The sequence below is a fragment of the Teretinema zuelzerae genome (genome assembly GCF_021021555.1).
Taxonomy (GTDB): Bacteria; Spirochaetota; Spirochaetia; order Treponematales; family Treponemataceae; genus Teretinema; species Teretinema zuelzerae.
This window is the reverse complement of record NZ_JAINWA010000003.1, coordinates 1,274,932-1,300,225: the sequence shown is the minus strand read 5'-3', so window position 1 is coordinate 1,300,225 and position 25,294 is coordinate 1,274,932. Positions and strand designations below refer to the sequence as shown.

Annotated in this window: 37 protein-coding genes; all 37 read left to right on the top strand. The window is 50.5% G+C overall.

What is annotated here, in order from left to right:
* Positions 1-8 precede the first annotated feature (8 nt).
* The 37 genes from rpoC (at position 9) to K7J14_RS12800 (ending at position 25,294) form a co-directional block, all read left to right on the top strand.
* A complete protein-coding gene (gene rpoC / locus K7J14_RS12980; RefSeq protein WP_230757114.1) occupies positions 9-4,238 on the top strand; it encodes a DNA-directed RNA polymerase subunit beta' in 4,230 nt (1,409 codons plus the stop codon).
* A gap of 87 nt (positions 4,239-4,325) precedes the next feature.
* Positions 4,326-4,700 (top strand): 30S ribosomal protein S12, encoded by a 375-nt coding sequence (gene rpsL, locus K7J14_RS12975; RefSeq protein ID WP_230757113.1) that lies wholly within the window; start codon positions 4,326-4,328, stop codon positions 4,698-4,700.
* A 12-nt stretch (positions 4,701-4,712) separates the two neighbouring features.
* A complete protein-coding gene (gene rpsG / locus K7J14_RS12970) occupies positions 4,713-5,183 on the top strand; it encodes a 30S ribosomal protein S7 (protein ID WP_230757112.1) in 471 nt (156 codons plus the stop codon).
* A 667-nt stretch (positions 5,184-5,850) separates the two neighbouring features.
* Entirely contained in the window at positions 5,851-7,038 is a 1,188-nt protein-coding gene (gene tuf, locus K7J14_RS12965) for an elongation factor Tu (protein ID WP_230757110.1), read from the top strand.
* A gap of 86 nt (positions 7,039-7,124) precedes the next feature.
* Entirely contained in the window at positions 7,125-7,433 is a 309-nt protein-coding gene (gene rpsJ / locus K7J14_RS12960) for a 30S ribosomal protein S10 (RefSeq protein ID WP_230757108.1), read from the top strand.
* Positions 7,434-7,493: 60 nt separating this feature from the next.
* Entirely contained in the window at positions 7,494-8,120 is a 627-nt protein-coding gene (rplC, locus tag K7J14_RS12955; RefSeq protein WP_230757107.1) for a 50S ribosomal protein L3, read from the top strand.
* Between the two features lie 15 nt (positions 8,121-8,135).
* Positions 8,136-8,774 (top strand): 50S ribosomal protein L4, encoded by a 639-nt coding sequence (gene rplD / locus K7J14_RS12950; RefSeq protein WP_230757104.1) that lies wholly within the window; start codon positions 8,136-8,138, stop codon positions 8,772-8,774.
* Positions 8,774-9,058 (top strand): 50S ribosomal protein L23, encoded by a 285-nt coding sequence (locus K7J14_RS12945; protein ID WP_230757102.1) that lies wholly within the window; start codon positions 8,774-8,776, stop codon positions 9,056-9,058. Before rplD ends, K7J14_RS12945 begins: the two co-directional genes overlap by 1 nt.
* Positions 9,059-9,091: 33 nt before the next feature.
* On the top strand, positions 9,092-9,916 hold the full coding sequence (gene rplB, locus K7J14_RS12940) for a 50S ribosomal protein L2 (protein ID WP_230757101.1): 825 nt from the start codon (positions 9,092-9,094) through the stop codon (positions 9,914-9,916).
* Between the two features lie 11 nt (positions 9,917-9,927).
* Positions 9,928-10,206 (top strand): 30S ribosomal protein S19, encoded by a 279-nt coding sequence (gene rpsS, locus K7J14_RS12935; protein WP_230757100.1) that lies wholly within the window; start codon positions 9,928-9,930, stop codon positions 10,204-10,206.
* A gap of 14 nt (positions 10,207-10,220) precedes the next feature.
* Complete coding sequence (gene rplV / locus K7J14_RS12930) at positions 10,221-10,577, top strand: 50S ribosomal protein L22 (RefSeq protein ID WP_230757098.1); 357 nt, start codon at positions 10,221-10,223, stop codon at positions 10,575-10,577.
* Between the two features lies 1 nt (position 10,578).
* Complete coding sequence (gene rpsC / locus K7J14_RS12925) at positions 10,579-11,322, top strand: 30S ribosomal protein S3 (protein WP_230757087.1); 744 nt, start codon at positions 10,579-10,581, stop codon at positions 11,320-11,322.
* A gap of 3 nt (positions 11,323-11,325) precedes the next feature.
* Positions 11,326-11,745, top strand: coding sequence for a 50S ribosomal protein L16 (rplP, locus tag K7J14_RS12920; protein ID WP_230757085.1), 420 nt, complete (start codon positions 11,326-11,328; stop codon positions 11,743-11,745).
* Between the two features lie 11 nt (positions 11,746-11,756).
* Entirely contained in the window at positions 11,757-11,963 is a 207-nt protein-coding gene (gene rpmC / locus K7J14_RS12915; RefSeq protein WP_230757083.1) for a 50S ribosomal protein L29, read from the top strand.
* On the top strand, positions 11,935-12,240 hold the full coding sequence (gene rpsQ / locus K7J14_RS12910) for a 30S ribosomal protein S17 (protein ID WP_269062464.1): 306 nt from the start codon (positions 11,935-11,937) through the stop codon (positions 12,238-12,240). Before rpmC ends, rpsQ begins: the two co-directional genes overlap by 29 nt.
* Before the next feature lie 14 nt (positions 12,241-12,254).
* Positions 12,255-12,623: a 50S ribosomal protein L14 gene (gene rplN / locus K7J14_RS12905; protein WP_230757082.1), complete on the top strand. Its 369-nt coding sequence runs from the start codon at positions 12,255-12,257 to the stop codon at positions 12,621-12,623.
* Positions 12,624-12,634: 11 nt separating this feature from the next.
* A complete protein-coding gene (rplX, locus tag K7J14_RS12900; protein WP_230757080.1) occupies positions 12,635-12,949 on the top strand; it encodes a 50S ribosomal protein L24 in 315 nt (104 codons plus the stop codon).
* Positions 12,949-13,500, top strand: coding sequence for a 50S ribosomal protein L5 (gene rplE / locus K7J14_RS12895; protein ID WP_230757077.1), 552 nt, complete (start codon positions 12,949-12,951; stop codon positions 13,498-13,500). Before rplX ends, rplE begins: the two co-directional genes overlap by 1 nt.
* A gap of 7 nt (positions 13,501-13,507) precedes the next feature.
* Positions 13,508-13,693 (top strand): type Z 30S ribosomal protein S14, encoded by a 186-nt coding sequence (locus tag K7J14_RS12890; RefSeq protein WP_230757074.1) that lies wholly within the window; start codon positions 13,508-13,510, stop codon positions 13,691-13,693.
* Positions 13,694-13,711: 18 nt separating this feature from the next.
* A complete protein-coding gene (gene rpsH / locus K7J14_RS12885) occupies positions 13,712-14,110 on the top strand; it encodes a 30S ribosomal protein S8 (RefSeq protein ID WP_230757071.1) in 399 nt (132 codons plus the stop codon).
* A 10-nt stretch (positions 14,111-14,120) separates the two neighbouring features.
* Positions 14,121-14,660, top strand: a complete 540-nt coding sequence (rplF, locus tag K7J14_RS12880) for a 50S ribosomal protein L6 (protein WP_230757068.1) — start codon at positions 14,121-14,123, stop codon at positions 14,658-14,660.
* Positions 14,661-14,671: 11 nt separating this feature from the next.
* A complete protein-coding gene (gene rplR, locus K7J14_RS12875; RefSeq protein WP_230757066.1) occupies positions 14,672-15,034 on the top strand; it encodes a 50S ribosomal protein L18 in 363 nt (120 codons plus the stop codon).
* 8 nt (positions 15,035-15,042) lie between these two features.
* A complete protein-coding gene (gene rpsE, locus K7J14_RS12870) occupies positions 15,043-15,558 on the top strand; it encodes a 30S ribosomal protein S5 (RefSeq protein WP_230757061.1) in 516 nt (171 codons plus the stop codon).
* A 3-nt stretch (positions 15,559-15,561) separates the two neighbouring features.
* A complete protein-coding gene (gene rpmD / locus K7J14_RS12865) occupies positions 15,562-15,747 on the top strand; it encodes a 50S ribosomal protein L30 (protein ID WP_230757059.1) in 186 nt (61 codons plus the stop codon).
* The gene (gene rplO / locus K7J14_RS12860) at positions 15,748-16,200 is read left to right on the top strand and encodes a 50S ribosomal protein L15 (protein ID WP_230757057.1); all 453 of its coding nucleotides are present in this window, start codon (positions 15,748-15,750) and stop codon (positions 16,198-16,200) included. It begins immediately after the preceding gene.
* A gap of 19 nt (positions 16,201-16,219) precedes the next feature.
* A complete protein-coding gene (gene secY, locus K7J14_RS12855) occupies positions 16,220-17,536 on the top strand; it encodes a preprotein translocase subunit SecY (protein ID WP_230757043.1) in 1,317 nt (438 codons plus the stop codon).
* 53 nt (positions 17,537-17,589) lie between these two features.
* Entirely contained in the window at positions 17,590-17,703 is a 114-nt protein-coding gene (gene rpmJ / locus K7J14_RS12850; RefSeq protein WP_230757040.1) for a 50S ribosomal protein L36, read from the top strand.
* 12 nt (positions 17,704-17,715) lie between these two features.
* On the top strand, positions 17,716-18,081 hold the full coding sequence (gene rpsM, locus K7J14_RS12845; protein ID WP_230757036.1) for a 30S ribosomal protein S13: 366 nt from the start codon (positions 17,716-17,718) through the stop codon (positions 18,079-18,081).
* A 26-nt stretch (positions 18,082-18,107) separates the two neighbouring features.
* The gene (gene rpsK / locus K7J14_RS12840) at positions 18,108-18,488 is read left to right on the top strand and encodes a 30S ribosomal protein S11 (RefSeq protein WP_230757033.1); all 381 of its coding nucleotides are present in this window, start codon (positions 18,108-18,110) and stop codon (positions 18,486-18,488) included.
* Between the two features lie 14 nt (positions 18,489-18,502).
* On the top strand, positions 18,503-19,138 hold the full coding sequence (gene rpsD / locus K7J14_RS12835) for a 30S ribosomal protein S4 (protein ID WP_230757030.1): 636 nt from the start codon (positions 18,503-18,505) through the stop codon (positions 19,136-19,138).
* A gap of 11 nt (positions 19,139-19,149) precedes the next feature.
* On the top strand, positions 19,150-20,205 hold the full coding sequence (locus K7J14_RS12830; RefSeq protein WP_230757019.1) for a DNA-directed RNA polymerase subunit alpha: 1,056 nt from the start codon (positions 19,150-19,152) through the stop codon (positions 20,203-20,205).
* Positions 20,195-20,734, top strand: a complete 540-nt coding sequence (gene rplQ / locus K7J14_RS12825) for a 50S ribosomal protein L17 (RefSeq protein ID WP_230757016.1) — start codon at positions 20,195-20,197, stop codon at positions 20,732-20,734. Before K7J14_RS12830 ends, rplQ begins: the two co-directional genes overlap by 11 nt.
* Positions 20,735-20,737: 3 nt before the next feature.
* Positions 20,738-20,914 carry a hypothetical protein gene (locus K7J14_RS12820; RefSeq protein WP_230757013.1) on the top strand — a complete coding sequence of 59 codons (177 nt, stop codon included), beginning with the start codon at positions 20,738-20,740 and terminating at the stop codon, positions 20,912-20,914.
* A gap of 161 nt (positions 20,915-21,075) precedes the next feature.
* Entirely contained in the window at positions 21,076-22,197 is a 1,122-nt protein-coding gene (locus K7J14_RS12815; protein ID WP_230757010.1) for a branched-chain amino acid ABC transporter substrate-binding protein, read from the top strand.
* Positions 22,198-22,325: 128 nt separating this feature from the next.
* Entirely contained in the window at positions 22,326-23,228 is a 903-nt protein-coding gene (locus K7J14_RS12810) for a branched-chain amino acid ABC transporter permease (protein ID WP_230757007.1), read from the top strand.
* A 3-nt stretch (positions 23,229-23,231) separates the two neighbouring features.
* Positions 23,232-24,506 carry a branched-chain amino acid ABC transporter permease gene (locus K7J14_RS12805; protein ID WP_230757003.1) on the top strand — a complete coding sequence of 425 codons (1,275 nt, stop codon included), beginning with the start codon at positions 23,232-23,234 and terminating at the stop codon, positions 24,504-24,506.
* Entirely contained in the window at positions 24,506-25,294 is a 789-nt protein-coding gene (locus tag K7J14_RS12800) for an ABC transporter ATP-binding protein (protein WP_230756998.1), read from the top strand. The genes K7J14_RS12805 and K7J14_RS12800 overlap by 1 nt, the downstream gene beginning before the upstream one ends.

The window sequence follows — 25,294 nt, the reverse complement described above, 5'->3', positions numbered from 1 at the left end:
GAACGATCATGAGAGACATACAGGATTTTGATAGTCTGCAAATAAAACTCGCTTCGCCCGAAACCATCCGCGCATGGTCGTACGGCGAGGTGAAAAAACCTGAAACCATCAATTACCGTACTCTCCGCCCGGAGAAGGACGGTTTGTTTTGCGAACGAATTTTCGGAACCACAAAAGAGTGGGAATGCTATTGCGGCAAGTTTAAATCCATACGCTATAAGGGCGTTATTTGCGATCGTTGCGGCGTTGAAGTCACTCACTTCAAGGTTCGCCGCGAGCGCATGGGTCATATCGAGCTCGCCGCTCCGGTATCCCATATCTGGTATTACCGCTCGGTTCCCAGCCGCATGGGCCTTCTCCTCGATCTCCAGGTCGCGGCTCTCCGTTCGATTCTTTACTATGAAAAGTACATCGTAATCGACGCGGGCGACACCGATCTTAAAAAGAATCAGCTTCTCACCGAGGAAGAATACCACGAGGCTACCGAGCGCTACGGCGGCTCGTTCACCGCAGGCATGGGCGCTGAAGCGGTTAAAACCCTTCTTGAAAACCTTAACCTCGACGAACTCGCCGCGGAGCTCCGCGCCAAGATGATCGAGAAAGGCCCGAAATCGGACAAGCGCCTCCTGAAACGCATCGAAATCGTCGAAAATTTCCGCGCTTCGACCAATAAAGCGTCGTGGATGATTCTCGACGTTATTCCGGTCATTCCTCCCGAGCTTCGCCCGATGGTCCAGCTCGACGGCGGGCGCTTCGCGACCAGCGACTTGAACGACCTGTACCGCCGCGTCATTAATAGAAACAACCGCCTCAAGAGGTTGATGACTCTGAACGCTCCCGACATCATCATCCGCAACGAAAAGCGAATGCTGCAGGAAGCGGTCGATGCCCTTTTCGACAACTCGAAAAGAAAGCGCGTCATCAAGGGCGCCTCGAACCGCCCCCTTAAGTCCATTTCAGACATGCTTAAGGGAAAGCAGGGTCGTTTCCGCCAGAACCTTCTCGGTAAGCGCGTAGACTACTCCGGACGTTCGGTTATCGTCGTCGGTCCCGACCTCAAGCTCTGGCAGTGCGGTCTCCCCACGAAAATGGCGTTGGAACTCTTCAAGCCCTTCATCATGAAGAAGCTTGTCGACAAAGACGTTGTGTACAACATCAAAAAAGCCAAGCTGCTCGTCGAGCAGGAGTCTCCGGAAGTGTTCGCCATCCTCGACGAGGTTGTCCGCGAGCATCCGGTTATGCTTAACCGCGCTCCTACGCTGCACCGCCTCGGTATCCAGGCTTTCGAGCCCGTACTGGTGGAAGGAAAGGCTATTCGTCTGCACCCCCTCGTTTGCCGCGCGTTCAACGCCGACTTCGACGGAGACCAGATGGCCGTCCATGTGCCTCTCACCCAGGCCGCGCAGATGGAATGCTGGACTCTCATGCTTTCAAGCCGGAACCTCCTCGACCCCGCGAACGGCAAGTCGATCGTATTCCCCTCCCAGGACATGGTTCTCGGTCTGTACTATTTGACCAAGGTCAAGCCTGAAGCCCATGGTACCGGACGGCGTTTCACGAATGTAGACGAAGTGATGATGGCCGCTGAATCCGGCGCTTTGGCCTGGCAGGCTCTGATCAAGCTTCCCTACCGCGGAGAAATGGTCGAAACCACTCCCGGACGCCTGATATTCAACGAGGAAATGCCCGAAGGCGTTCCCTTTACCAATGTTACCCTCGACGACAAGCAGATCCGCAAGCTCATTGAAAAGGTTCACAAGGATTCAGGTCCCTGGCTTACCGTTCAGATGCTCGACAAGCTCAAGTCCACCGGTTACAAGTACGCAACCTTCTTCGGTGCGACCCTGTCCATGGACGACATCATCGTTCCGGCAGAAAAAGCGGAAATGATCGACCGCGCGAACAAGGAAGTAGACGGAATTCAGCGGCAGTATCAGCAGGGTCACATTACCCAGGATGAACGCTATAACCGCGTAGTCGAAGTATGGTCCAAGACCAACGAAGAACTGACGAACATAATGATGAAGACCATGGAAGCCGACAAAAACGGTTTCAATACGATCTTCATGATGGCCACGTCGGGCGCGCGCGGTAGCCGCAACCAGATCCGCCAGCTCGCGGGTATGCGAGGTCTTATGGCGAAGCCGAACGGAGACATCATCGAACTCCCGATCCGCTCGAACTTTAAAGAAGGTTTGACCGTTATCGAATTCTTCATCTCCACGAACGGCGCCCGTAAGGGTCTCGCGGATACGGCTCTTAAAACAGCCGACGCCGGATATCTGACCCGCCGTCTCGTCGATATCGCGCAGGACGTCGTGGTGAACGAAGAAGATTGCGGAACCATCAACGGAATCGAGTATTCCGCAGTGAAAGACGGCGACGAAGTGATCGAAGCGCTTCACGACCGCATTACCGGCCGTTATACGCTGGAACGCGTTCTGCATCCGATCACCCGCGACGTCATCGTCGACGTCAACGAATACATCACCGACGAGCTTGCTCTCGAGATCGAAGAAGCCGGCGTTGAATCCGTTAAGCTCCGCACTGTTCTCACCTGCGAATCCAAGCACGGCGTGTGCGTGAAGTGCTACGGACGAAACCTTGCCCATAACAAGATCGTCGAAATCGGCGAAGCGGTCGGAATCATAGCTGCACAGTCGATCGGACAGCCGGGAACCCAGCTTACCATGCGTACCTTCCACGTCGGTGGTACGGCTACCAAGATAAGCGAAGAAAACAGAATTCTGTTGAAGTATCCTGTCGTCGTAAAAGACGTCGCAGGAACTCACGTTACGCTGAAAAACGGAAACTGGCTCTTTACCCGTAAGGGCTGGCTCACCGTAAATAAAGTCATCCGCGAATACGAACTCGCCAAGGCCGACAAGATTCTCGTCGAGGACGGACACCGCATATTGAAGGGAGAAGCCCTTTACTCGCACGGCGGAAAGGAAGTTCTCGCGGAAGACATTGCGTATGTTTCCGTGATGGGCAATATTATCCGTCTCGTTAGCCAGGATCAGAAGATCGAAATCAGAAACGGTTCCGAACTTGTGATAAAGGCCGGAGACTTTGTTCCCGCAACTCAGACCATTGCAACCTTCGACCCCTTCTCCGAGCCGATAATCGCCGAATACGACGGATACGTCCACTTTGAAGACATTATCCCCGGATCGACTCTTAACGAAGAATTGGACGAAGAAACCGGTAAAATCGAAAAACGCATCGCCGAATTCCAGCTTGATACGAAGCAGCCTCGCGTGCACATTACCGATGAATCCGGTAATACCATCGGTTCCTACTACCTTCCCGGAGGCGCGTATCTTCTGGTCGAAGAAAAGGCTGTCATCAAGGCTGGAACGACCATCGCGAAGATGCTTAAGGAATCCGCCAAGACGAGGGACATCACCGGAGGTCTTCCCCGCGTTTCCGAGCTTTTCGAAGCACGAAAACCGAAGTCGCCCGCTGTTCTCGCCCAAATTTCCGGAACCGTTTCCTTTAAAGGCATCCTGAAAGGCAAGCGCGTGTTGATCGTCCGCGATCAGTTCGGAAAGGAATTCAAGCATCTCGTGCCGATGACCAAGCGTTTGCTTGTGCGCGACGGAGATACCGTGGAATCCGGCGAACAATTGTGCGACGGAGCCTACAATCCTCACGAAATCCTTATGGTTTCGGGAGAAAACGCTCTTCAGAACTACCTTATGGACGAAATCCAGCAGGTGTATCGGCTTCAGGGCGTTTCGATCAACGACAAGCATATCGGCGTTATTGTCCGCCAGATGCTTCGAAAGGTCGAAATCATATCCGTAGGAGACACCCGCTTTATTTTCGGGCAACAGGCCGACAAGTACAAGTTCCATGAGGAAAACTCCCGGGTTATGCAGGAAGGCGGACAGCCGGCTATCGCCCGTCCGATGTTCCAGGGAATCACGAAGGCGTCTCTTAATGTCGATTCCTTCATTTCCGCATCGTCCTTCCAGGAGACGACTCGTGTTCTTACTAACGCGGCGATTTCCGGAGCCAGCGATAATCTTCGCGGCTTGAAGGAAAACGTCATTATCGGTCACCTGATTCCCGCGGGTACCGGCATCAAGACTTATCGAAACGTCAAGCTTTTCGATAAGAACAATGCCGACCTCGATCTTCAGATGAACGAGATTCTGGAACGCAGGAAACTTGAGAAGGAAACCGAAGCCATCGAAGATGATTCGGATTTCGATTCTGACGAGAACGATTGACAGTTTATGCGCGTGCTTGTAAGATAAGCACCGCATTATTCAGATTTTATCCGGAGTGCTGGCCGGATCATATAGGAGAAAAGGCAGATGCCTACAATAAATCAGTTGATCAAACAGGGACGAAAATCTGTTGAATACCGGACCAAAAGCCCGGCTCTTCAGTCTTGTCCCCAGCGTCGTGGTGTTTGCACCCGCGTTATGACCGTAACCCCGAAAAAGCCGAACTCAGCTCTCCGAAAGGTCGCTCGTGTTCGCTTGAGCAATGGAATCGAGGTAACCGCCTATATTCCCGGTATCGGACATAACCTTCAGGAACACTCCGTAGTATTAATCCGCGGCGGTCGTGTTAAGGATCTCCCTGGTGTGCGTTATCACATCGTTCGAGGAACCAAGGATACCCTTGGCGTTGCCGATCGTAAGCGCAGTCGCTCCAAGTACGGCGCCAAGCGTCCGAAAGCATAAGGAGAGAGAAAAATGGGAAGAAAGAATAAGACAATCGACAGGCCCGTCGCTCCCGACGCTAAGTATCACAGTGTTGTCGTATCCAAGTTCGTTAACCGCATGATGCTTCGCGGCCAGAAGGCCACAAGCGTTCGCGTCGTATACGATGCCATGGATAAAATGAAGGAAAAAACCGATAAGGATCCTCTCGAGGTTTTCCTTAAGGCTCTTGATAATGTAAAGCCGATGGTGGAAGTAAAGAGCCGCCGCGTCGGCGGTGCTACCTATCAGGTTCCCGTTGAAATCCGCGATGCCCGCCGCGAGGCTTTGGGAATGCGCTGGGTGATCAACGCAGCCCGCTCCCGCAGCGGTCACGAAATGTCCGAGCGTCTTGCGGCGGAATTGGTGGATGCGTTTAATAACACCGGTTCGGCTTACAAGAAGAAAGAAGATACCCACAAGATGGCAGAAGCGAACAAGGCTTTCGCCCACTATCGCTGGTAGGAATATCTCTTTTAATAATGATAATTTTATAAAAGATCCCTTCGGGGATCTTTTTTTTTCTTGAATGCATGTGTCGTTCCGTCGCTGTATTGACTTGTTTTATTCTTTTGTGTATAAAGATATTCTGTATTGGGACGTCTATCTTCAAAAAGATGGAAATCCCGGTGGTCTTTGAGAGTCCAGGGCGCGACCGTAAAACCTGCGATGCTATCGCATGGAAGGATTGCGCAGCCCTTGGTTCCTGTTTCACCCGCCGTTGGCGTTTGAATATATATGATGGTATCAAGGGTGCTGGATCGGTAGTCCGGTGAGGTTTTTCCTTAATCCGGGTGGTCCGAGCCTACGGGTAATTCCCGTAATGAAAGACAGTGTCTGTCTTTCAGGTTCTTTTGGATACCAAACCAGTCATCAATCTGTAGAGGTTGACGATGATCAGGTGGTACCGGCCGAATCCGTTCGAAATCCTATGAACGGTTTAGTCTGTTTGCTTTTCGGTTCTCTCCGTTAAAGCTCCTTCCTGTGAAATTGTCTATTATTCCTCTATTGTAAGAAGCTGGTTATCCGGGTATGAACGCATTGGGTAATAGGGATGCTTGTGCAAGTGTCTTCTATTACATATAATGCGGCAAATATTATTAACTTGCCTATTATCTTTCAGGAGGATCAAATGGCAAAGGAAAAGTTCGAAAGAACGAAACCTCACATGAATGTTGGTACCATTGGTCACGTTGACCATGGTAAGACCACTCTTTCCGCAGCTATCACTGCTTATTGCGCCAAAAAGTATGGTGATAAGGTGCTCAAGTACGATGAAATCGACAATGCTCCGGAAGAGAAGGCTCGCGGTATTACCATTAATACCCGTCACATGGAGTATCAGTCCGAGAAGCGCCACTACGCGCACATCGACTGCCCTGGACACGCCGACTATATCAAAAACATGATTACCGGCGCTGCCCAGATGGACGGTTCGATTCTCGTTGTTTCCGCGCCCGATTCGGTTATGCCCCAGACCCGCGAGCACATTCTGCTTGCCCGTCAGGTAGGCGTTCCTGCGATCGTCGTGTTCATGAACAAGGTCGACCTCTTGGACGATCCTGACCTCATGGAGCTTGTCGAGGAAGAAATTCGCGATGTCGTCGCCTACTACGGCTTCCCCCGCGAAACTCCGATCATCAAGGGATCTGCTTTCAAGGCCATGGCCGACGGCGCATCCGCTGAAGACACCGCTTGCATCCAGGAACTCCTTGATACCATGGACTCCTACTTCAAAGATCCCGAACGCGCAGCAGATAAGCCCTTCCTTATGCCGATCGAAGACATCTTTACGATTTCCGGACGCGGTACTGTTGTTACCGGCCGTATCGAAAGCGGTGTCATCAATCTCAACGAAGAAGTTGAAATCGTAGGTATCCGCCCGACAGTCAAGACTGTTATCACCGGTATCGAAATGTTTAACAAGCTTCTTGATAACGGTATGGCTGGAGACAACGTTGGTCTTCTTCTCCGCGGTATCGACAAGAAGGCTGTAGAACGCGGTCAGGTTCTTGCCAAGACCGGTTCAATCACCCCTCACAAGAAATTTGAAGGACAGGTTTATGTTCTTTCAAAGGACGAGGGTGGACGCCACAGTCCGTTCTTCTCCGGATATCGCCCCCAGTTCTATTTCAGAACTACCGATATCACCGGAACCATTACGCTCCCTGCCGGAGTCGACATGGTTAAGCCGGGCGACAACACCAAGATCATCGGTGAACTTATTCACCCGATCGCTATGCAGAAGGGGCTCAAGTTCGCTATCCGCGAAGGTGGACGCACTGTTGCTTCCGGTCAGGTAACCGACATCGTTGAGTAATTATTGAACAGGTGCTGTATGGACGTTGATCGTCCATCATGCGGGACGGGATATCTCGTCCCGCATTTCATCTGTCTGGAGGAAAAATGGCTAAGGAAAGGATTCGCGTACGACTCCGCGGATTTGATGTTGAGTTGATTGATCAGAGCTCTAAGGCAATTGTGCAGACGGTTCAGAAGGCTGGCGCCAAAGTATCCGGCCCCATCCCCCTTCCGACCCGTATTAATAAGGTTACTGTGCTTCGTTCTCCCCACGTTAACAAAAAGTCTCGTGAGCAGTTCGAAATGCGTACCCATAAGCGCCTTATCGATATTATCGAGCCTTCTGCAGAAGTGATGGATTCATTAATGAAGCTTGAACTTCCTGCCGGCGTTGACGTAGAGATCAAGCAGTAACCAATTTATGGTAGACGGTCCCCCGGATCAGGGGATAACGTACCAAGGAGAGTATTCAGAATGATAGGTCTGATGGCAACAAAAGTGGGTATGACCCAGGTCTTCGACGAAAACGGAAATCTGATTCCAGTGACCGTGATCCGCGTTGAACCCAATACAGTCGTATCCGTAAAAAAAGAGGAAACCTTTGGCTATAACGCCGTGGTGCTCGGTCTTGACGATCTCAAGGCTTCCCGCACCTCCAAGCCTTATGCCGGCCAGTTTCCTGAGGGGATTGCCCCCAAGCGGCATCTTAAGGAATTTCGCGATTTTGACAGCGAAGTAGCCGTGGGTGATCAGATTGGCGTTGAATTGTTCGAGTCCATTAGGTTTCTCGACGTTACCGCCACTTCTAAGGGTAAGGGATTCCAGGGCGTTATGAAGCGCTGGGGCTTCCATGGCGGACGCGCTTCGCATGGTTCCAAGTTTCATCGCGAGCCCGGTGGTACCGGTAACAGCACTACTCCCGGACATACTTTCAAGAATATCAAGATGCCTGGACGGATGGGTCGCGAACGCGTCACCGTGCAGAATCTGAAGATTCAGAAAATTGATCCCGAGTTGAAGGTTGTTATGGTTCGCGGATCTGTGCCTGGTAACAAGGACTGTACGCTGATCATCAAGTCCGCAGTCAAGAAAGAATTCTAACGACAGGAGAAGACGATGGAAAAGAAAGTCTATTCGGTCGATGGCAAAGAACTGAGGACAATAAATCTCGATGATAACGTATTTGGCCTTCCGGTCAACGAAGACGTGATCTACTACGCCATCAACAATGAATTAGCGAATCTGCGCGTCGGGACTGCTTGCACTAAGACAAGAGCCGAAGTTCACGGTTCAAACAAGAAACCGTACAAGCAGAAAGGAACCGGTAACGCACGCCGCGGTGATAAAAAATCCCCGATTATGGTTGGCGGCGGTATTGTATTCGGTCCTCGCCCGCGTGATTATAGTTATACGCTTCCCAAGAAAGTGAAGCGCCTCGCAATGAAGTCGATCCTCAGCCTCAAGGCCCAGGACGATCGGCTCACTGTGATCGAAGATTTTACCGTTGAAAGCGGCAAGACAAAAGATCTCGCGAAGATCCTTGAGAATTTCTCCAAGGGCGAGCGAACTGTCATCGTCCTCAAAGATGATGATGCCAGGATCAAGCAGGCCGGAAGGAATATTCCGACCCTGTCTTTCCTTTCTTACAACAGGCTTCGGGCACACGACCTCTTCTACGGACGCAAGGTCATCATGCTTGAAACTGCTGCCAAGAATCTCGCCGGCTTCTATGGAACAGAAGAGGGGGCCGAGTAATGACTTTTGAGCAGATTCTTATCGCTCCTGTATTGTCTGAAAAAACGAACGCGCTGCGCGAGCAGGGCAAGTACGTTTTCAAAGTCGATACCGCAGCCAGCAAGATCGAGATTAAGGAAGCAGTTCGCAAGTTGTTCAACGTCAAGGTTGTCGATTGCACTGTCATGAATGTGGATGGAAAGTTCAAAAGGGTCCGTGGTCGACCCGGAAAGACTTCCAGCTGGAAGAAAGCCATTGTACGGCTTGCGCCCGGCGAGACAATCAAGGTGTTCGAGGGCGTTTAAGCCTTCGGCCTGGCGTTAATAAGGGGATTCTAAATGGCTCTTAAAGTATACAAGCCTTATACACCCGGAACCAGAACTCGCATCGACCTTCAGCGCGATGTTATTACTGCCGATCGGCCCGAGAAGAGCCTGACCAGCGGTAAGAAATCGAACGGCGGTCGCGGTGCTGGCGGACGGATTTCAGTTCGTCACCAGGGTGGAGGCCATAAGCAGAAATATCGCGATATCGATTTCAAGCGCGATAAGTTCGGCATTCCGGGTACAGTGAAGACTATCGAGTACGATCCGAACCGCAGTGCGAACATTGCTCTGGTTTTTTATGCAGACGGTGAAAAACGTTACATCCTTGCACCCAAAGGCCTTGTTGTAGGCCAGAAAATCCTGAGCGGAGAAAACGCCGCTCTCGAAGTTGCAAACGCTCTTCCGCTGGAAATTATTCCTGTCGGTTTTACCGTTCACAACATTGAGCTTACTATCGGTAAAGGCGGCCAGATGGCTCGCTCCGCGGGAGCCAGCGCTCTTGTGGCCGCTAAAGAAGGCGAATATGTAACGATTAAGCTCCCTTCAGGCGAAATGCGCTTGGTTCACAAGCGCTGTTTCGCGACAATCGGAGAAGTCGGTAACGAAGATCACATGAACACCAGCCTGGGTAAGGCAGGCCGTTCACGCTGGAGAGGTATCCGTCCGGCTGTAAAGGGTATGAACATGAACCCTGTCGACCATCCTCTTGGTGGTGGTGAAGGCCGCGGTAAAGGTCGTAACCCTGTTACTCCTTGGGGACAGCCTTGTCGCGGATACAAGACCCGTAACAAGCGGAAAGTTTCGGACAAGTTTATTGTCTCGAGACGGAAGAAGTAGGGGGACTGACCGTGTCAAGATCTGTTAAAAAAGGGCCTTTTATCGAGAAGAGCCTTTACAAGAAAGTAATCGAGATGAATAAGGCGAGCGATCGGAAGATGATTAAATCCTATTCCCGTTGTTCGACTATTATCCCTGAAATGGTAGGTAATACCATCTCTGTTTATAATGGCAAGTCCTGGATTCCGGTGTACATCACCGAAAACCTCGTCGGTCATAAGCTTGGTGAATTTGCGCCTACCCGCGTTTTCCGCGGTCATGCCGGTTCAGACAAGAAAACAGGTAAGTGAGATAGGTGAATATGATGGCTGACAAAAACGGATATATAGCCACTTCCAAGTTCCTTATTGCATCTCCCACCAAGGTTCGCCCCGTGGCGAATGTGGTGAAGCTGAAGTCCTACACCGAAGCGATGGCGATTTTGGAAAACATGCCCCAGAAGGGTGCGCGTCTTCTGACGAAAACCATGAAATCGGCAGCGGCTAACGCTTTGGATTTGAACAAGAAACTTGATGAAGATATGCTTTTCGTTAAAGAAATTCGCATTGACGAAGGTCCTCGCCTTAAAAGGCTCTGGACTCGCGGTCGCGGAAGGGCGGATATGCTCCTGAAAAGGATGTGTCATATTACCGTAATCGTTGACGAAAAGGCGGGGGAATAACGTGGGACAGAAAGTAAATCCTATTGGACTACGCCTCGGGATTAATAAGACCTGGGCTTCTCGTTGGTACGCGGATCCCCGCGAATATGCAGATCTTCTTCACGAAGACCTGAAGATTCGCAAAATGGTAATGGATCTTCCGGAATGCAAAAACGCCGATATCGCGCAGATTGAAATCGTGCGCCATCCTCAGCGCGTTACTATCGTTATTCATACCGCACGCCCCGGTGTCATCATCGGAGTGAAGGGCGCGAATATCGAGCAGATCGGTGTCCAGATCCAGAAGAGCCTGACAAAAAAGGTTCAGATCAAGATTAAGGAAATCAAACGCTCTGAGACGAACGCCGCTTTGGTCTCTCAGAATGTCGCACGCCAGCTTATGAATCGCGGATCCTTCCGAAGAGCCCTTAAAATGGCGTCTTCCGCCGCGATGAAAGCCGGCGCACAGGGCGTAAAGATTCGCGTGTCCGGTCGTCTCGGAGGAGCGGAAATGTCCCGCACCGAAGAGCACAAAGAAGGACGTGTTCCACTGCATACCCTTCGCGCGGATATCGATTATGGCTTCTCGGAAGCCCATACCACCTACGGCGCCATCGGCGTCAAGGTATGGATTTACAACGGGATGATGTATGGTCACGAACAGAAAGAAGATGCCGGAGCGCTTCTGAAAAAGCAGCGCCGTGACAGGCCTGAGCGCGGAGAGCGTTCGGACCGCGGAGACCGTGCATCTGCCGGAAGGAGTTAAGCTATGGCACTCAGCCCAAAACGAGTAAAACATAGAAAGGTCCAGCGCGGTAGAGTTAACGGAAATGCGACACGCGGAAACAATATCGATTTCGGCGAATTCGCACTCGTTTCTCTTGAGCCGTTCTGGCTCACCAACCGCCAGCTTGAAGCTGCGCGCGTCGCCCTTAATCGTAAGGTTAAGCGCGGTGGAAAGCTGTGGGTTCGGGTATTCCCGGATAAGCCCTTCAGCAAGAAGCCCGCTGAAACCCGAATGGGTAAGGGAAAAGGCGCCCCTGAATATTGGGTCGCCGTTGTTAAGCCGGGAACGATTTTGTTCGAACTCGCCGGTATCGATAAAACATTGGCGTCCGAAGCGATGCATCTTGCCGGCAGCAAACTGCCATTCAAGACGAAATTCGCCGAACGACCTAACGAGAACTAAGGAGGCTTAAGATGAAGAAGAATGAAGTAAAAGCTCTCTCTTATGCCGAACTGGTTTCCAAAAAGAACGAACTCGACAAGAAGTTCATGGATTTGCGCTTTCAGTTCGTTCTTGGACATGTTGACAACCCCCTCCAGAAGCGTATCCTTCGCCGAGAAATCGCGCGTGTGAATACACTTATCCGGCAGCATGAGCTCGCCGGACAGGGAAATAAGTAGGAGCAGGCCCGTGGAAGAACAAGTTAAGACAACCGGGAACCGCGAGTTTGTTGGTGTAGTAACCAGCGACAAGATGAGCAAAACCATCGTTGTCCAGGTAAGCACCAAAAAACTTCATCCACTGTACAAGAAGTACGTGGCTCGCAGTAAGAAGTACAAGGCACACGACGAGAAGAACGACGCCCATATCGGCGACACCGTTCGAATCCAGGAATGCCGTCCCGTCAGCAAAGACAAGTGCTGGCGGCTCATCGAAATTGTAGCCCGGGCTAAGTAAACGAGGAGCAGCAAATGATTCAGATGCAATCAAGATTGAATGTTGCCGACAACTCGGGCGCAAAGCTCGTTGAGTGTATCAAGGTAATCGGCGGTTCGCACCGCCGGTATGCCAGTATCGGTGATATTATCGTTGTGGCTGTCAAGGATGCTCTCCCGACATCTACAATAAAAAAGGGTTCCGTGGAAAAGGCCGTGATCGTGCGCATTTCCAAGGAATATCGCCGCCCTGACGGAACTTATATCCGCTTCGACGACAACGCCTGCGTTATCATCGACGCAAACAAGAACCCCAAGGGAAAGCGCATTTTCGGACCGGTTGCCCGCGAACTTCGTGATATGGATTATATGAAGATCGTATCGCTCGCTCCGGAAGTCCTGTAAGGAGATTGAAAATGGAAAAGAAATTCAAGATCCGGAAGGACGATACGGTTGAAGTCATTGCCGGAAAAGACAAGGGAAAACGCGGTACAATCGTGCGCGTGCTTCGGGACAAGGATCGTGTTCTTGTTTCCGGCGTAAACATTGTAAAAAAGGCAATGAAAAAACGCAGTCAGCAGGATCGCGGCGGAATCGTCGAAATCGAGGCTCCGCTCCATGTGTCCAACGTCATGATCGTATGCAAGAAATGCGGACCGACCAGGATTGGTTACAAAATTGACGGCGACAAGAAAACACGCGTCTGCCGCAAGTGTGGAGAAGCACTGTGATGAGTAATTACGTACCTCGGCTTAAGAAAGTCTATGTGGAGAAAATCGCCCCCGAGCTCTTTAAGGAACTCGGATACAAGTCTGTAATGCAGACGCCCCGGCTCGTTAAAATCGTTTTGAGCATGGGTATTGGCGAAGCGCTTGCTAACAAGAAACTCCTTGACGCCGCGGCCACCGACCTGGGACTTATCACAGGCCAGAAGGCTGTCAAAACTAAGGCAAAAAAGAGTATCGCGAACTTCAAGCTTCGTCAGGGTAACGAGATTGGCGTTATGGTGACGCTGCGCGGCGCAAAGATGTACGAGTTTCTCGACCGCTTTGTGAACGTAGCTCTTCCGCGCGTCAAGGATTTCCGCGGAATCAATCCGAATGGATTCGACGGTAACGGAAATTATTCGCTGGGTATCACTGAACAGATTATCTTCCCGGAAATCGACTTCGATAAAATCGAAAGAATTGCCGGTTTGAATATCAACGTGGTAACCACTGCCAGAACTGATGCGGAGGCGAAAGCTCTCCTCCTCAAGTTCGGTATGCCCTTCAGGAAGTGAGGAATTCATGGCAACAATTGCGTGGATAAATAAGGCTAACGCCACCCCGAAGTATTCAACCCGGAAGTATAACCGGTGCAAGGTGTGCGGAAGGCCGCGCGGATATCTCCGGAAATATCAGATGTGTCGTATCTGTTTTCGGAAATTAGCTAGTGAAGGCCTTATTCCAGGCGTCACTAAGTCGAGCTGGTAGTAGGGGAGGACAGAGAATATGAGCGTTTCAGATCCCGTAGCAGATATGCTAACCAAGGTCCGGAATGCGGCTATGGCCCGCCATGAAAAAGTGGACATTCCCGCCTCCAAACTCAAGCTTGAGATCGTCAAGATTCTGAAGACCGAAGGTTACATAAAGAATTTCAAGAAGGTTAGCCAGGACGGAGCGAATTGCATCCGGGTTTTCCTTAAATACGATGAATCCAATTCATCCGTCATCCACGGCATTGAAAAACTTTCTACGCCCGGAAGACGCGTGTACTCAAGCTACAAGGAACTTCCCCGTGTATATAACGGGTACGGAACCTTGATCGTTTCAACATCTTTGGGCGTTACCACCGGTAAAAAAGCCCAGGAGAAGCAGGTCGGCGGCGAACTGATCTGTTCGGTCTGGTAAGGAGGATTACATGTCTCGTATTGGTAAACTTCCGGTCGCCATTCCGGCAGGCGTAAAGGTTTCCGTTTCTGCCGATTCAATCCATGTTGAAGGTCCGAAAGGAAAGCTTTCCCAGTCTTACGACCCCATCGTTGAAATCAAGGTTGAGGGTTCGGAAGCTGTTGTTACGCGCAAAGATGATTCGAAAAAGGGCCGTGCTTGCCATGGTCTGTACAGAAATCTTCTTAATAACATGGTTAAGGGCGTTTCCGCCGGCTTCACCAAGACGCTTGTAATCAACGGTGTTGGTTACCGCGCGGAAGTGCAGGGAAAACTGTTAATTCTTAACCTTGGTTATTCAACTGATTTTATCGCAGGCATTCCTGAAGGACTTACCGTCGTTGCGGATGCACAGGGTAAAATCACTATTTCCGGCAGCCGTAAGGATCAAGTCGGTGAGTTCGCCGCGCAGGTCCGTAAGCTTCGTGGACCCGAACCCTACAAGGGTAAGGGTATTCGCTATGAGACCGAAATCATTAAGCGGAAGGTCGGAAAGACCGGCGTGAAATAAGGGAAAGCGAAATGTTCAAGAAACTTAACGATAAAGACAGAAAACGGCTGAAAAGAAAGGTTCACATTCGCAAGAGAATTCATGGAACCAGCGCTCGTCCCCGGATGACCGTTTTCCGCTCGAACAGCAATATTTCTGTTCAGGTCATCGATGATGACGCAGGAACGACTCTTGCTTCTGTGACTACCCTCGAGAAAGATCTTGCTGCAATGAAAGCGAATATCGCTTCCGGCACCAAGGTTGGAGAGGAAATCGGCCGCCGTCTTAAGGAAAAGAACATCACCTCCGTGGTGTTCGACCGAAACGGCTATATCTATCATGGTGTTGTTAAGGCCGTTGCCGACGGTGCCCGCAGCGCCGGAATCGAATTCTAGGAGTGGCTATGGATCACCATAAGGACTTTAACAAGGAAAGGGAACCAAAAGAGTTCGTTGAGAAGCTCGTAAAGCTCAACAGAACCGCTAAGGTTGTAAAGGGCGGACGCCGTTTCTCCTTTTCCGCGCTCACCGTTGTGGGCGACCAGAAAGGCCGTGTCGGATTTGGTTTCGGCAAGGCAAATGATGTAACTGAAGCTATTCGTAAGAGTATTGATAAAGCCAAGAGGAATATGATTCACGTTCCCATAAAGAACGGAACCATTCCTCACGACATCCAGGCTGATTTCAAAAGTTCTTCAGTTCTCCTGAAACCCGCTTGTTCCGGTACCGGAATCATTGCCGGCGGCCCGATCCGGGCTGTTCTGGAAGCGGCTGGAGTAACTGACGTTCTTTCCAAATCTCTTGGAGCGAACTCTTCAGTCAACGTCATTCGCGCTACCTTTGAAGCTATCAAAAAGCTCATGAACGCGAAGGTTGTAGCAAAAAACAGAGGCAAGGCCCTCAAGGATCTGTGGGGGTAAACTATGGCCAGCAAGATTTCTGTTAAGCTCGTGCGCAGCACGATCGGTCAAAAGCCGAAAGTCGCGGCGACAGTACGTTCTCTGGGCCTGAAAAAGCTCAATTCGACCGTTGAACACGAAGCGTCCGCTCCCGTACTGGGAATGGTTGCTGCGGTTCGGCACCTTGTCGAAGTCAAGGAGATCAACTAAATGTCTGATTTTAACCTGTACGCGCCCGAAGGCGCAAACAAGAAGAAACGGATTGTAGGACGCGGTTCTTCATCAGGCCGCGGAACAACCGCGGGCCGGGGAAACAAGGGACAGCAGTCCCGCTCCGGCGGTAAGGTGTACGTAGGTTTCGAAGGCGGTCAGATGCCTCTTTATCGCCGTATCGCCAAACGCGGTTTCTCCAATCAAGTTTTCGCCAAGGAATATGAAGTTTTCAATCTTTCCGAGATTGAAACCAAGTATGAAAACGGCGAAACCGTTAACCGCGAGAGTCTCGTAATGAAAGGGATTCTCCGAAAATTCTCTGCCCTCATAAAGGTCCTCGGAGACGGTACGCTTACTAAAAAGCTGACCGTCGATGTGGATAAGGTTTCTGCTTCTGCGAAGGAGAAGATCGAAAAGGCTGGTGGAACTGTCGTCCAGGCTGCTGAATAACTGGGAGCGGGTGTAGAAAATGGCAAACAATGCTTTTGTAAATATGTTCAGGATTAGGGAATTGCGCGAGCGAATCCTTTTTACCGTCATAATTCTCGCTGTTTTTCGCCTCGGTTCGGTACTGACCATTCCAGGTATTGATCCGGCTGCATTGACAAGCTTTTTCAGAGATCAGGTTCGGGGAAACGCCTTCGTCGATTATATGGACTTCTTCGCGGGCGGCGCTTTTTCTAACTTTTCCGTGTTTATGCTTGGTGTAATGCCGTATATCTCCACCCAGATTCTGATGCAGCTTGCGCTCATCATTTTCCCCGGTCTGAAGAAGGCCGCGGAAGATGACGGCGGGCGGAAAAAAATCCAGTCCTGGACGAGGCTCGCCACTATCGGCGTCGCTCTCATCCAGTCATACGCCGTTACCGTGTATGCATCAAGCATACCCGGTGCGATTGTTATCGATCGGCTCGCCTACACATTGATCGCCATGCTTACGGTTACTACCGGTACGATGGTTACTGTGTGGCTCGGCGAACAGATAACGGCGCGCGGAATCGGAAATGGTATTTCAATGCTCATCTTTGCTGGTATCGTAGCCCGTCTCCCGAGCGCAGCTTGGGAATTGGTCAAGATGGTTCAGCGGGGCGACATTAACCCGGTATTCGTAATTGTTGCTTTTGTAATGTTCGTGGCGATCGTCGCTCTTGTTGTCTATGAACAGCAGGGCCAGCGCAAGATTCCCGTGCATTACGCTAAAAGGGTCGTCGGAAGAAAAATGTACGGTGGACAGAATACGTATATTCCGTTCAAGATCAATCCGTCCGGAGTGATCCCTGTCATTTTCGCTTCTTCATTCCTGACCTTTCCCCTCCAGGTCGCCAGCAGCATCGGACCGAACGTCAAGTGGCTTAACAGCCTTGCGACCTTCCTTCGTCCGAACGGCGTCTGGTACAATGTTTTCTATGTTCTTCTTATTGTATTCTTTGCGTATTTCTATACACAGGTAACACTGAACCCCACTGAAATCGCAAAGCAAATCCGGGAAAACGGCGGCTCGATTCCCGGGATCCGAACAGACAAGACTGAAGAATATATGCAGAGAATCCTGAACCGTCTGGTTCTTCCCGGTTCCCTGTATCTCGCGGCGATTGCGGTTCTTCCCACAATCATTCAGAACCTTTTCGGTTTTCCGCAGTCAATTTCAATGTTGATGGGCGGAACCTCATTGTTGATTCTTGTCGGTGTCGATCTCGATACTATGAGTCAGATTGAAGCGCAGCTTAAGATGCATCATCATGAGGGTCTGGTAAAAAAAGGAAGGATCAGGTCCCGTAACCTGTAGCCAAAATTTTGAGAAAGAGGTACAATGTGCCTCTTTCTCGGAGGTTGTTTTTTATGAAGGTAAGAACGAGCGTAAAGCCCATATGCGATAAGTGCAAAGTCATCCGCCGACGTGGAATCGTTCGGATAATCTGCACCAATCCCAAGCACAAACAGCGCCAGGGCTGACGGAGGAACTGAATGGCACGTATCGCGGGAGTTGACCTCCCTAACAAGCATGTTAACATTGCGTTGACTTATATCTATGGAATCGGTCGCGCCTCCGCTGACGATATCTGTAAAAAGGCCAAAATTGATTCCATGCGCCAGATCAACGATCTGAGCCAGGATGAGCTCAAGCAGATCACCACCGTGATCGATGCTGAGTACAAGGTCGAAGGACGCTTGAGAACCGAAATCGGTCTCAATATCAAGCGTCTGATGGATATCGGCTGCTACCGGGGCCTCCGGCACAGAAAGGGTCTTCCTGTTCGCGGACAGCGCACAAAGACCAATTCTCGCACGCGCAAGGGTAAGAAAAAGACCGTTGCCGGCAAGAAGAAGTAATATCCTGAGTTGGAGGAACATATAACGTGGCAACCGTAAAAAAACGGAAAGAAAAGAAGAGCGTATACGAAGGAAATGTATACATCCAGGCGACGTTCAACAACACGATCGTAACTATTACTGACTTGATGGGAAATGCCCTTTCATGGGCGTCTTCCGGTCAGCTTGGATTCAACGGAGCAAAGAAATCAACTCCCTTCGCCGCTCAGAGTGTCGCGGAAACCGCAGTTCAGAAGGCTCTTACATATGGCCTTCGCGAAGTGCATGTTTTCGTAAAGGGTCCCGGCGTCGGCCGCGAATCTGCAGTTCGCTCCCTTGGAGCGCTTGGTTTGAAGGTAAAGTCCATCAGCGACGTTACCCCCATTCCTCACAACGGCTGCCGTCCCCGCAAGACTCGGCGAATCTGACAAAGGAGAAATAAATGGCTAGATATACAGGACCCCTTTGCAGACTTTGTCGCGCTGAACAGAAGAAACTCTTCCTTAAAGGCGATCGCTGCAAATCCGACAAGTGTCCTATCAATAAGAAGCGCGCAATTCCCGGCAAGGATCCCAAGGCCCGCACCGGAAAGCGCTCTGACTATGGCGTTCAGCTCCGTGAAAAGCAGAGAATCAAGAGAATGTACGGAATGCTCGAAAAGCAATTCCGCCTTTTCTTTGAACGTGCTCTTCGCATGCCCGGCGTAACCGGTGAAAACCTTATCGGTTTACTCGAGCGCAGACTCGATAATGTCGTGTTCCGCATGCATTTAGCGGCGAACCGCAATCAAGCCCGCCAGATCGTCGGTCATGGACACATTCTGGTTAATGGCAAGCCGGTGAATATCCCCAGCTACCTTGTGAAGCCTGGTGATGTGGTCGAGGTTAAGGAAAGCAGCAAAAAACTCAATGTAATCAAGGATTCATTAAAGGAAGTCTCCAAATCCGGTTCATACTCATGGATCAGTATTGATGTTGACGCCCTTAAGGGTACTTTTGTTTCCATTCCTCATCGCGCCGATGTTACTGACTTGGCCGACATTAAAGAGCAGCTCGTAGTCGAGCTCTATTCTAAGTAAGAGGAGTTCGGATGGCCCGCAAAAATCTGCTAAAAGGATTCAAAAAGCCTAAGGGTATTACCTTCGAGCAAGATGAATCAAGATCTGATTACGGAAAATTTGTGGCTTCTCCCTTCGAGACCGGTTTTGGAACTACTGTCGGAAATACGCTTCGTCGCGTCCTTCTTTCTTCCATCCAGGGATACGCAATCTCCGCAGTGAAGATTACATCCTATGATGCTGATGGGGTGCCTCATGGTATTTCCAGCGAGTTTGAGACGATTCCGAATGTTGTAGAAGATACCTTGGAAGTCCTGAATAATCTTAAACAGATTCGTTTGCGGCTTCCGGAAGATGTAGAACAGGATACTTTTCTGTTTGAATTCAAGGGACCCGTTTCAGTTAAGAGCGATATGTTCTCCCGTGACACTCAGTTGGAGATCCTAAGCAAGCCGTTCCACATTTTTGAAATGATGGAAGGCGGCAAGGTCGAGATTGAGGTTCAGGTAGATTTCAGCAGGGGCTATGTTCCTGCCGAAGTTAACGAGAAATACATCGAGGTTGTCGGAACCATTCCTATGGACGCGATCTACAGCCCGGTAACCAAGGTGAAGTACGCCATTGAACCGTGCCGTGTCGGACAGCGGAACGATTACGACAAGCTTATCCTTGAAATCTGGACAGACGGGACAATATCCCCTGAAAACGCTCTTGCTGAAGCGGCGAAGATTGCAAAAGATCATTTTACAACCTTTGTCAACTTCAACGAGAATGAGATCGGAAAGGATGACGATTTTGATGAAGAGGACGAACGCGTTCGTCAGCTTCTCAATACTCCGGTTGAAGAACTTGAGTTATCCGTTCGTTCGTCGAACTGCCTCAAAAACGCAAATATCAGGACGATTGGTGAATTAACCAAGAAAACTGAAGACGACATTGCCAAGACAAGAAACTTCGGCAAAAAGAGTCTGCAGGAAATTCGCGAAAAGCTTCTCGAATGGAATCTTGGTTTAGGCATGACCGATTACAGTCACCTTAAGAATTCTATCAAGTTGCCCAAGCAGAAGGAAGAATCAGATGAAGCATAAAAACGGCTTTAATCCGCTTTCACGCAATGCGTCTCATCGCCGTGCCATGCACAGCAATATGGTGACGTCTTTGTTCAGGTACGAGCGAGTAACAACTACTCAGCCGAAAGCTTTGGAAGTACGAAGAACCGCTGAGAAGCTTATCACCCGCGCTAAGGTTGATACAGTTCACAATCGCCGCCAGGTAGCGCGCATCATTCATGATGAAGCCGTGCTTGCGAAGCTTTTTACAGATATCGGACCCCGCATGAAAGATCGTGCCGGCGGATACACCCGTGTTCTGAAGTTGGGCTTCCGCGAGGGCGATGCCGCCGAAGTAGCGATCCTTGAATTGGTCGATTTTCAGTTGGTAACTGAAGATAAAGCCGAGAAGAAGCCTAAGAAAGACGCGGAAAAACCAGCCGCTGAAAAGAAGCCTGCAGCCGATAAGAAAGCTGCGGCTCCTAAAAAAGCACCTGCTAAGAAAGCTGACGGTGAAAAGAAGCCTGCGGCGAAGAAAGCAAAGGCTGCTGAAGGCGCTGAGGAGTAAATCATGTCGAAAGCACATCGCGGAAAAGGTATTCGTACCAACCCAAATCATGGACGCGGCGTTTGCCCAGTGTGCAAGCGCGAGCAGGTTAAGACACTGTATGATCAGGAAGTCGCCGGCGTAAAGTCGAAGATATGCAAAACCTGCAAGGCGGCGATCAAAAACGGTAAGGCCGTTTGATTCGTCTAGCAGCCTAAAGAGGGGACTGTCGGAATTTCTGACAGTCCCTTTTTTTTGCATATTTTTAGAATATTTATACGGTATTTTTGTAGACAGGAATCTTTCCTGCACTTAGAATAAGTTCACCCGTGAGAACACGGGCGAGAAAGAAGGAGAACCATATGAAAGTTCGTCATGTAGTTTTGGCGGTTTTCGCGGCGTCGGCAGTTTTGCTGGCGGGCGGATGCGCTAACAAGGATTCGAAAGTAATCAAAATCGGCGTCGCCGGAGCCCATTCCGGAGACCTCGCATCCTACGGTCTTCCGACCGTCAACGCCGCAAAGCTTGTTGCCGAAGAGTACAATGCCAAAGGCGGCATCAGAGGCAAGAAAATCGAGCTCGTGATCGTTGATGATCAGTGCAAGCCCGAACTCGCGACCAATGCCGCTTCCAAGCTTGTGAGCGACAAAGTCGTTGCGGTAATCGGCCACATCTGCTCAGGCGCCACCAAGAGCGCACTCGGAATCTACAAAGATTCAGAACTCGTTTGCATCTCTCCCTCCGCGACGAATCCGCCTCTTACCCAGAGCGGCGAATATCCCAACTTCTTCCGCACTATCGCTCCGGACGATGCGCAGGCAAAGCTTGCCGTCGGATTCATTAAGGATACGCTCAAGCTTACCAAGCTCGCCGTTCTGCACGACAAGGGCGATTACGGCAAAGGATTCGCGGATCTCGTAAAGGCATTCGCCGAAGAAACCGGAATTGAAATCGTTCTTTTCGAAGGCGTTAATCCCGGAGCTCCCGACTATTCCGCTGTCGTGAATAAAATCGGCAATGCAGGAATCGAAGGCGTCGTTTGGGGCGGATACCACCCCGAAGCTTCTAAGCTCGTTCAGCAGATGAGAGAAAAGGGAATTACCGTTCCGTTCGTTTCCTGCGACGGAATCAAAGACAATACGTTCATTGAAGTCGCCGGAAAATACGCCGAGGGCGTGTACGCGACCGGACCCATGGACACCTCCGCTCTCCCCGTTGCCGTGAAGGCGATTACTTCACATAAAGACGCGTACGGCGAAGAACCCGGCGCCTTCTTCAAGGAAGCGTATGCCGCCACTCAGGCACTTCTGAACGCTATCGACAAAGCCGGATCAGAGAAGTATGAGGATATCACAGCCGCTCTGCGCTCGAACTATGTCGACACTTCGTTGGGCAACATCAGCTTCGACGAACGCGGCGACGTTATCGGCTTCGGCTTCTCTGTATTCCAGGTACAGAGCGGAAAGTATGTAGAGCTGAAATAAGCTAATTCCGCCGCAGCTAGCGGCTTGTCCGCCGGGCGCGCCTTCCGCGCGCCGGCGGACGCTTCTTATTTTTTTTACAGGCGATTCTTTTTACTTGTATGCAAGACGTCTGGCAAGGATCGGTTTTCATGGAATATTTTCTTAAGCTGTTTCTAAGCGGTACTGCCAAGGGCAGCATATATGCCTTGATGGCTCTCGGATACACAATGGTGTACGGTATAGTGCAGCTCATCAATTTTGCCCACGGCGAAGTCTATATGATCGGCGGCTTTACCGCTCTCATCGTCGGCGGATTTTTATACAGCGCCGGTTTTCCGATATATCTCGTGTTGCTTATTTCCGTAGTCGTGTCGGTATTCTTTTCAGCTGCTTTCGGCGTTACCATAGAGAAGATCGCCTATCTCCCGCTTCGGAACAAGCCTCGCCTGTCGGCGCTGATAAGCGCTATCGGTATTTCAACCATTCTCCAAAATTTTGTGCTGTTGAGCCAGACTGAAAAATATCTTTCATTTCCTTCATATCTGCCGGAATTGGAGTTTCTTGCTCCGGTGAAGGGGTACATCAATTCGACTCAATTCATCATCCTGGTTACCACAACCGTGGTGATGTTGTTATTGGTTTTCATCATTAAGTTTACAAAAATCGGCAAGGCCATGCGGGCGACGGCTCAGGATAAAGACATGGCGCAATTGTTAGGCGTAAACATCAATCAGGTTATTTCCGTCACCTTCATCATAGGATCAGCTCTGGCAGCGGTAGGCGGAGTATTGATTTGCTCATATATGGGACAGATCAACTACTACATCGGCTTTGTCGCCGGCATCAAGTCTTTTGTGGCTGCCGTTCTCGGCGGAATCGGGAGCATACCCGGAGCCGTTCTGGGAAGCTTCATCCTCGGATGGACTGAAAGCCTTGGAACAGGCTACATCTCCAGCGATTATGAAGACGCGTTCGCCTTCGTAATCCTGATCGTAATTCTGGTCATTAAGCCCGCCGGAATTCTCGGAAAAAATATAAAGCAGAAGGTTTGAACGATGGAAATAAAGAAAATTGCGTTAAATCTGTTCGACCGCGTCAAAATATCTCTTTGGTTCGTTGTTTTGCTATTCCCTCTGACCGTGATGAAGGTCTCCGTTACCGGCGGCGCCGCGACGGTTAAATTCCGATGGGTAATGGTGCCCATCGTAGGAGTCGCTGCTTTTGTCTTATCGTGGATTTGGACGCGCGCTCTCGTGTGGAACGAACGCCGCGGACAAAAACCCGATGATTCATCGATCTCATACCGCGTAAAAAAAATCGTATCTCCTTTGTGGGAAAAGAAGACAGTCCGCTTCAGCGGGTTGGCCGCGGTGATGCTGTTCGTTGTTTTGTATCCGCATTTGTTCGGCATGTATCATACGAACATCATGATAACCGCTCTGATATACGTAATTCTCGCGCTTGGATTGAACATTCACGTAGGAATGGGCGGATTGCTCAATTTAGGGTACGCGGCTTTTTTCGCGGTGGGCGCGTATACGTACGGTTTGCTATGGAAATACGCGGGTTCGGTGTTCGCCGCCGCCGGTATTAATGCCGGCTGGTTGTTCTGGATCGCGCTTCCCCTGGCCGGAATTTTCGCGACCATATTCGGAGTGCTGGTAAGCCTCCCGGTGCTGAGGCTCCGCGGTGATTATCTGGCGATCATTACGCTCGCCTTCGGAGAAATCGTCCGCATGTTCATCCAGAATTCAGGAGACCTTACCGGAGGAGCGTCGGGAATCAGTCTGATCCCGCGTCCCTGGTTCTTTAATATGAAGCTGAAGCCAGGCGCCGCCGCGGTGTATATCTACTATATAACAGTCGCCCTGGTAGCTTTGTCGATACTGGTAGCAAGAAGAATCGAGGATTCAAGAACCGGACGCGCCCTGGAAGCCATGAGGGAAGATGAAATCGCATGCGAGGCTATGGGCATCGATCTGGTGCGCAATAAGCTGATTACCTTCGCGCTCGGCGCTTTCTGGGCGGGAATAGCCGGCGTTTTGCTCGCCGCTCAAACGACTTTCATCAATCCGGACAGCTTCACCCTGTGGGAATCCATAATGATCCTGATGGCTGTAGTAATCGGCGGCACCGGATCTATTCCCGGAGCGATCGTCGGAGCCCTTCTCCTGAAGCTTTTGCCTGAATATTTCCGCGCGCTTTCCCAGTATCGCATGCTCATTTACGGGGTAGCGATGATCGTTATAATTATTTTCAAGCCTGACGGGCTGCTACCGAGAAACCGTAAAAAATACGCCTTCCGGACGACGGGGGAGGGAAATCAATAATGAATGCATCAGAACGCACAATTTTGGAGCTTAATGATATATCGATGGTGTTCGGCGGGCTACGCGCGATCGATTCCGCCTCTCTATCGCTCAAGGAAGGCTCGATAACCGCGCTGATCGGGCCTAACGGAGCGGGAAAAACGACGATTTTCAATTGCATAACCGGCGTGTACAAGCCGACTTCGGGCACCGTGAGCATCGATCCCGACGGAAGCGGAAAAAAAGAGATACAAGGCTTGAAGCCCAACGTAATCAATCAAAAAGGACTGGCTCGAACCTTTCAGAATATCCGACTTTTTTCGAATATGAGCGTTCTGGAGAATGTTATGCTCGCTCGTCATAATTCGCTAAAGGCGGGCGTGTTTCAATCCATTTTTAGAACTCCGGCGACTCGTCTCGAAGAAGAAAAGGTTATTCACGATAGTTATGAAATTCTCAGAAAGATGAATCTTCATTCTTTCGTAAACGACGCCGCAAGAAATCTCCCGTACGGAGCCCAGCGGCGGTTGGAGATCGCCCGGGCGCTCGCAACGGAACCGTTTCTCCTGCTATTGGACGAACCCGTCGCCGGCATGAATCCGCAGGAAACAAAAGAACTGGAAGAGAGCATTCATAAGATCAGGGACGGAGAAGGCGTTTCAATTCTATTGATTGAACACGATATGAGTCTTGTTATGAATGTATCCGAGAAAATATACGTGCTTGACTACGGCCGCATGATCGCCGAAGGCGTACCCGAAGAAATCAAGAGCAACCCTGAAGTAATCAAGGCGTACCTGGGAGAGTGA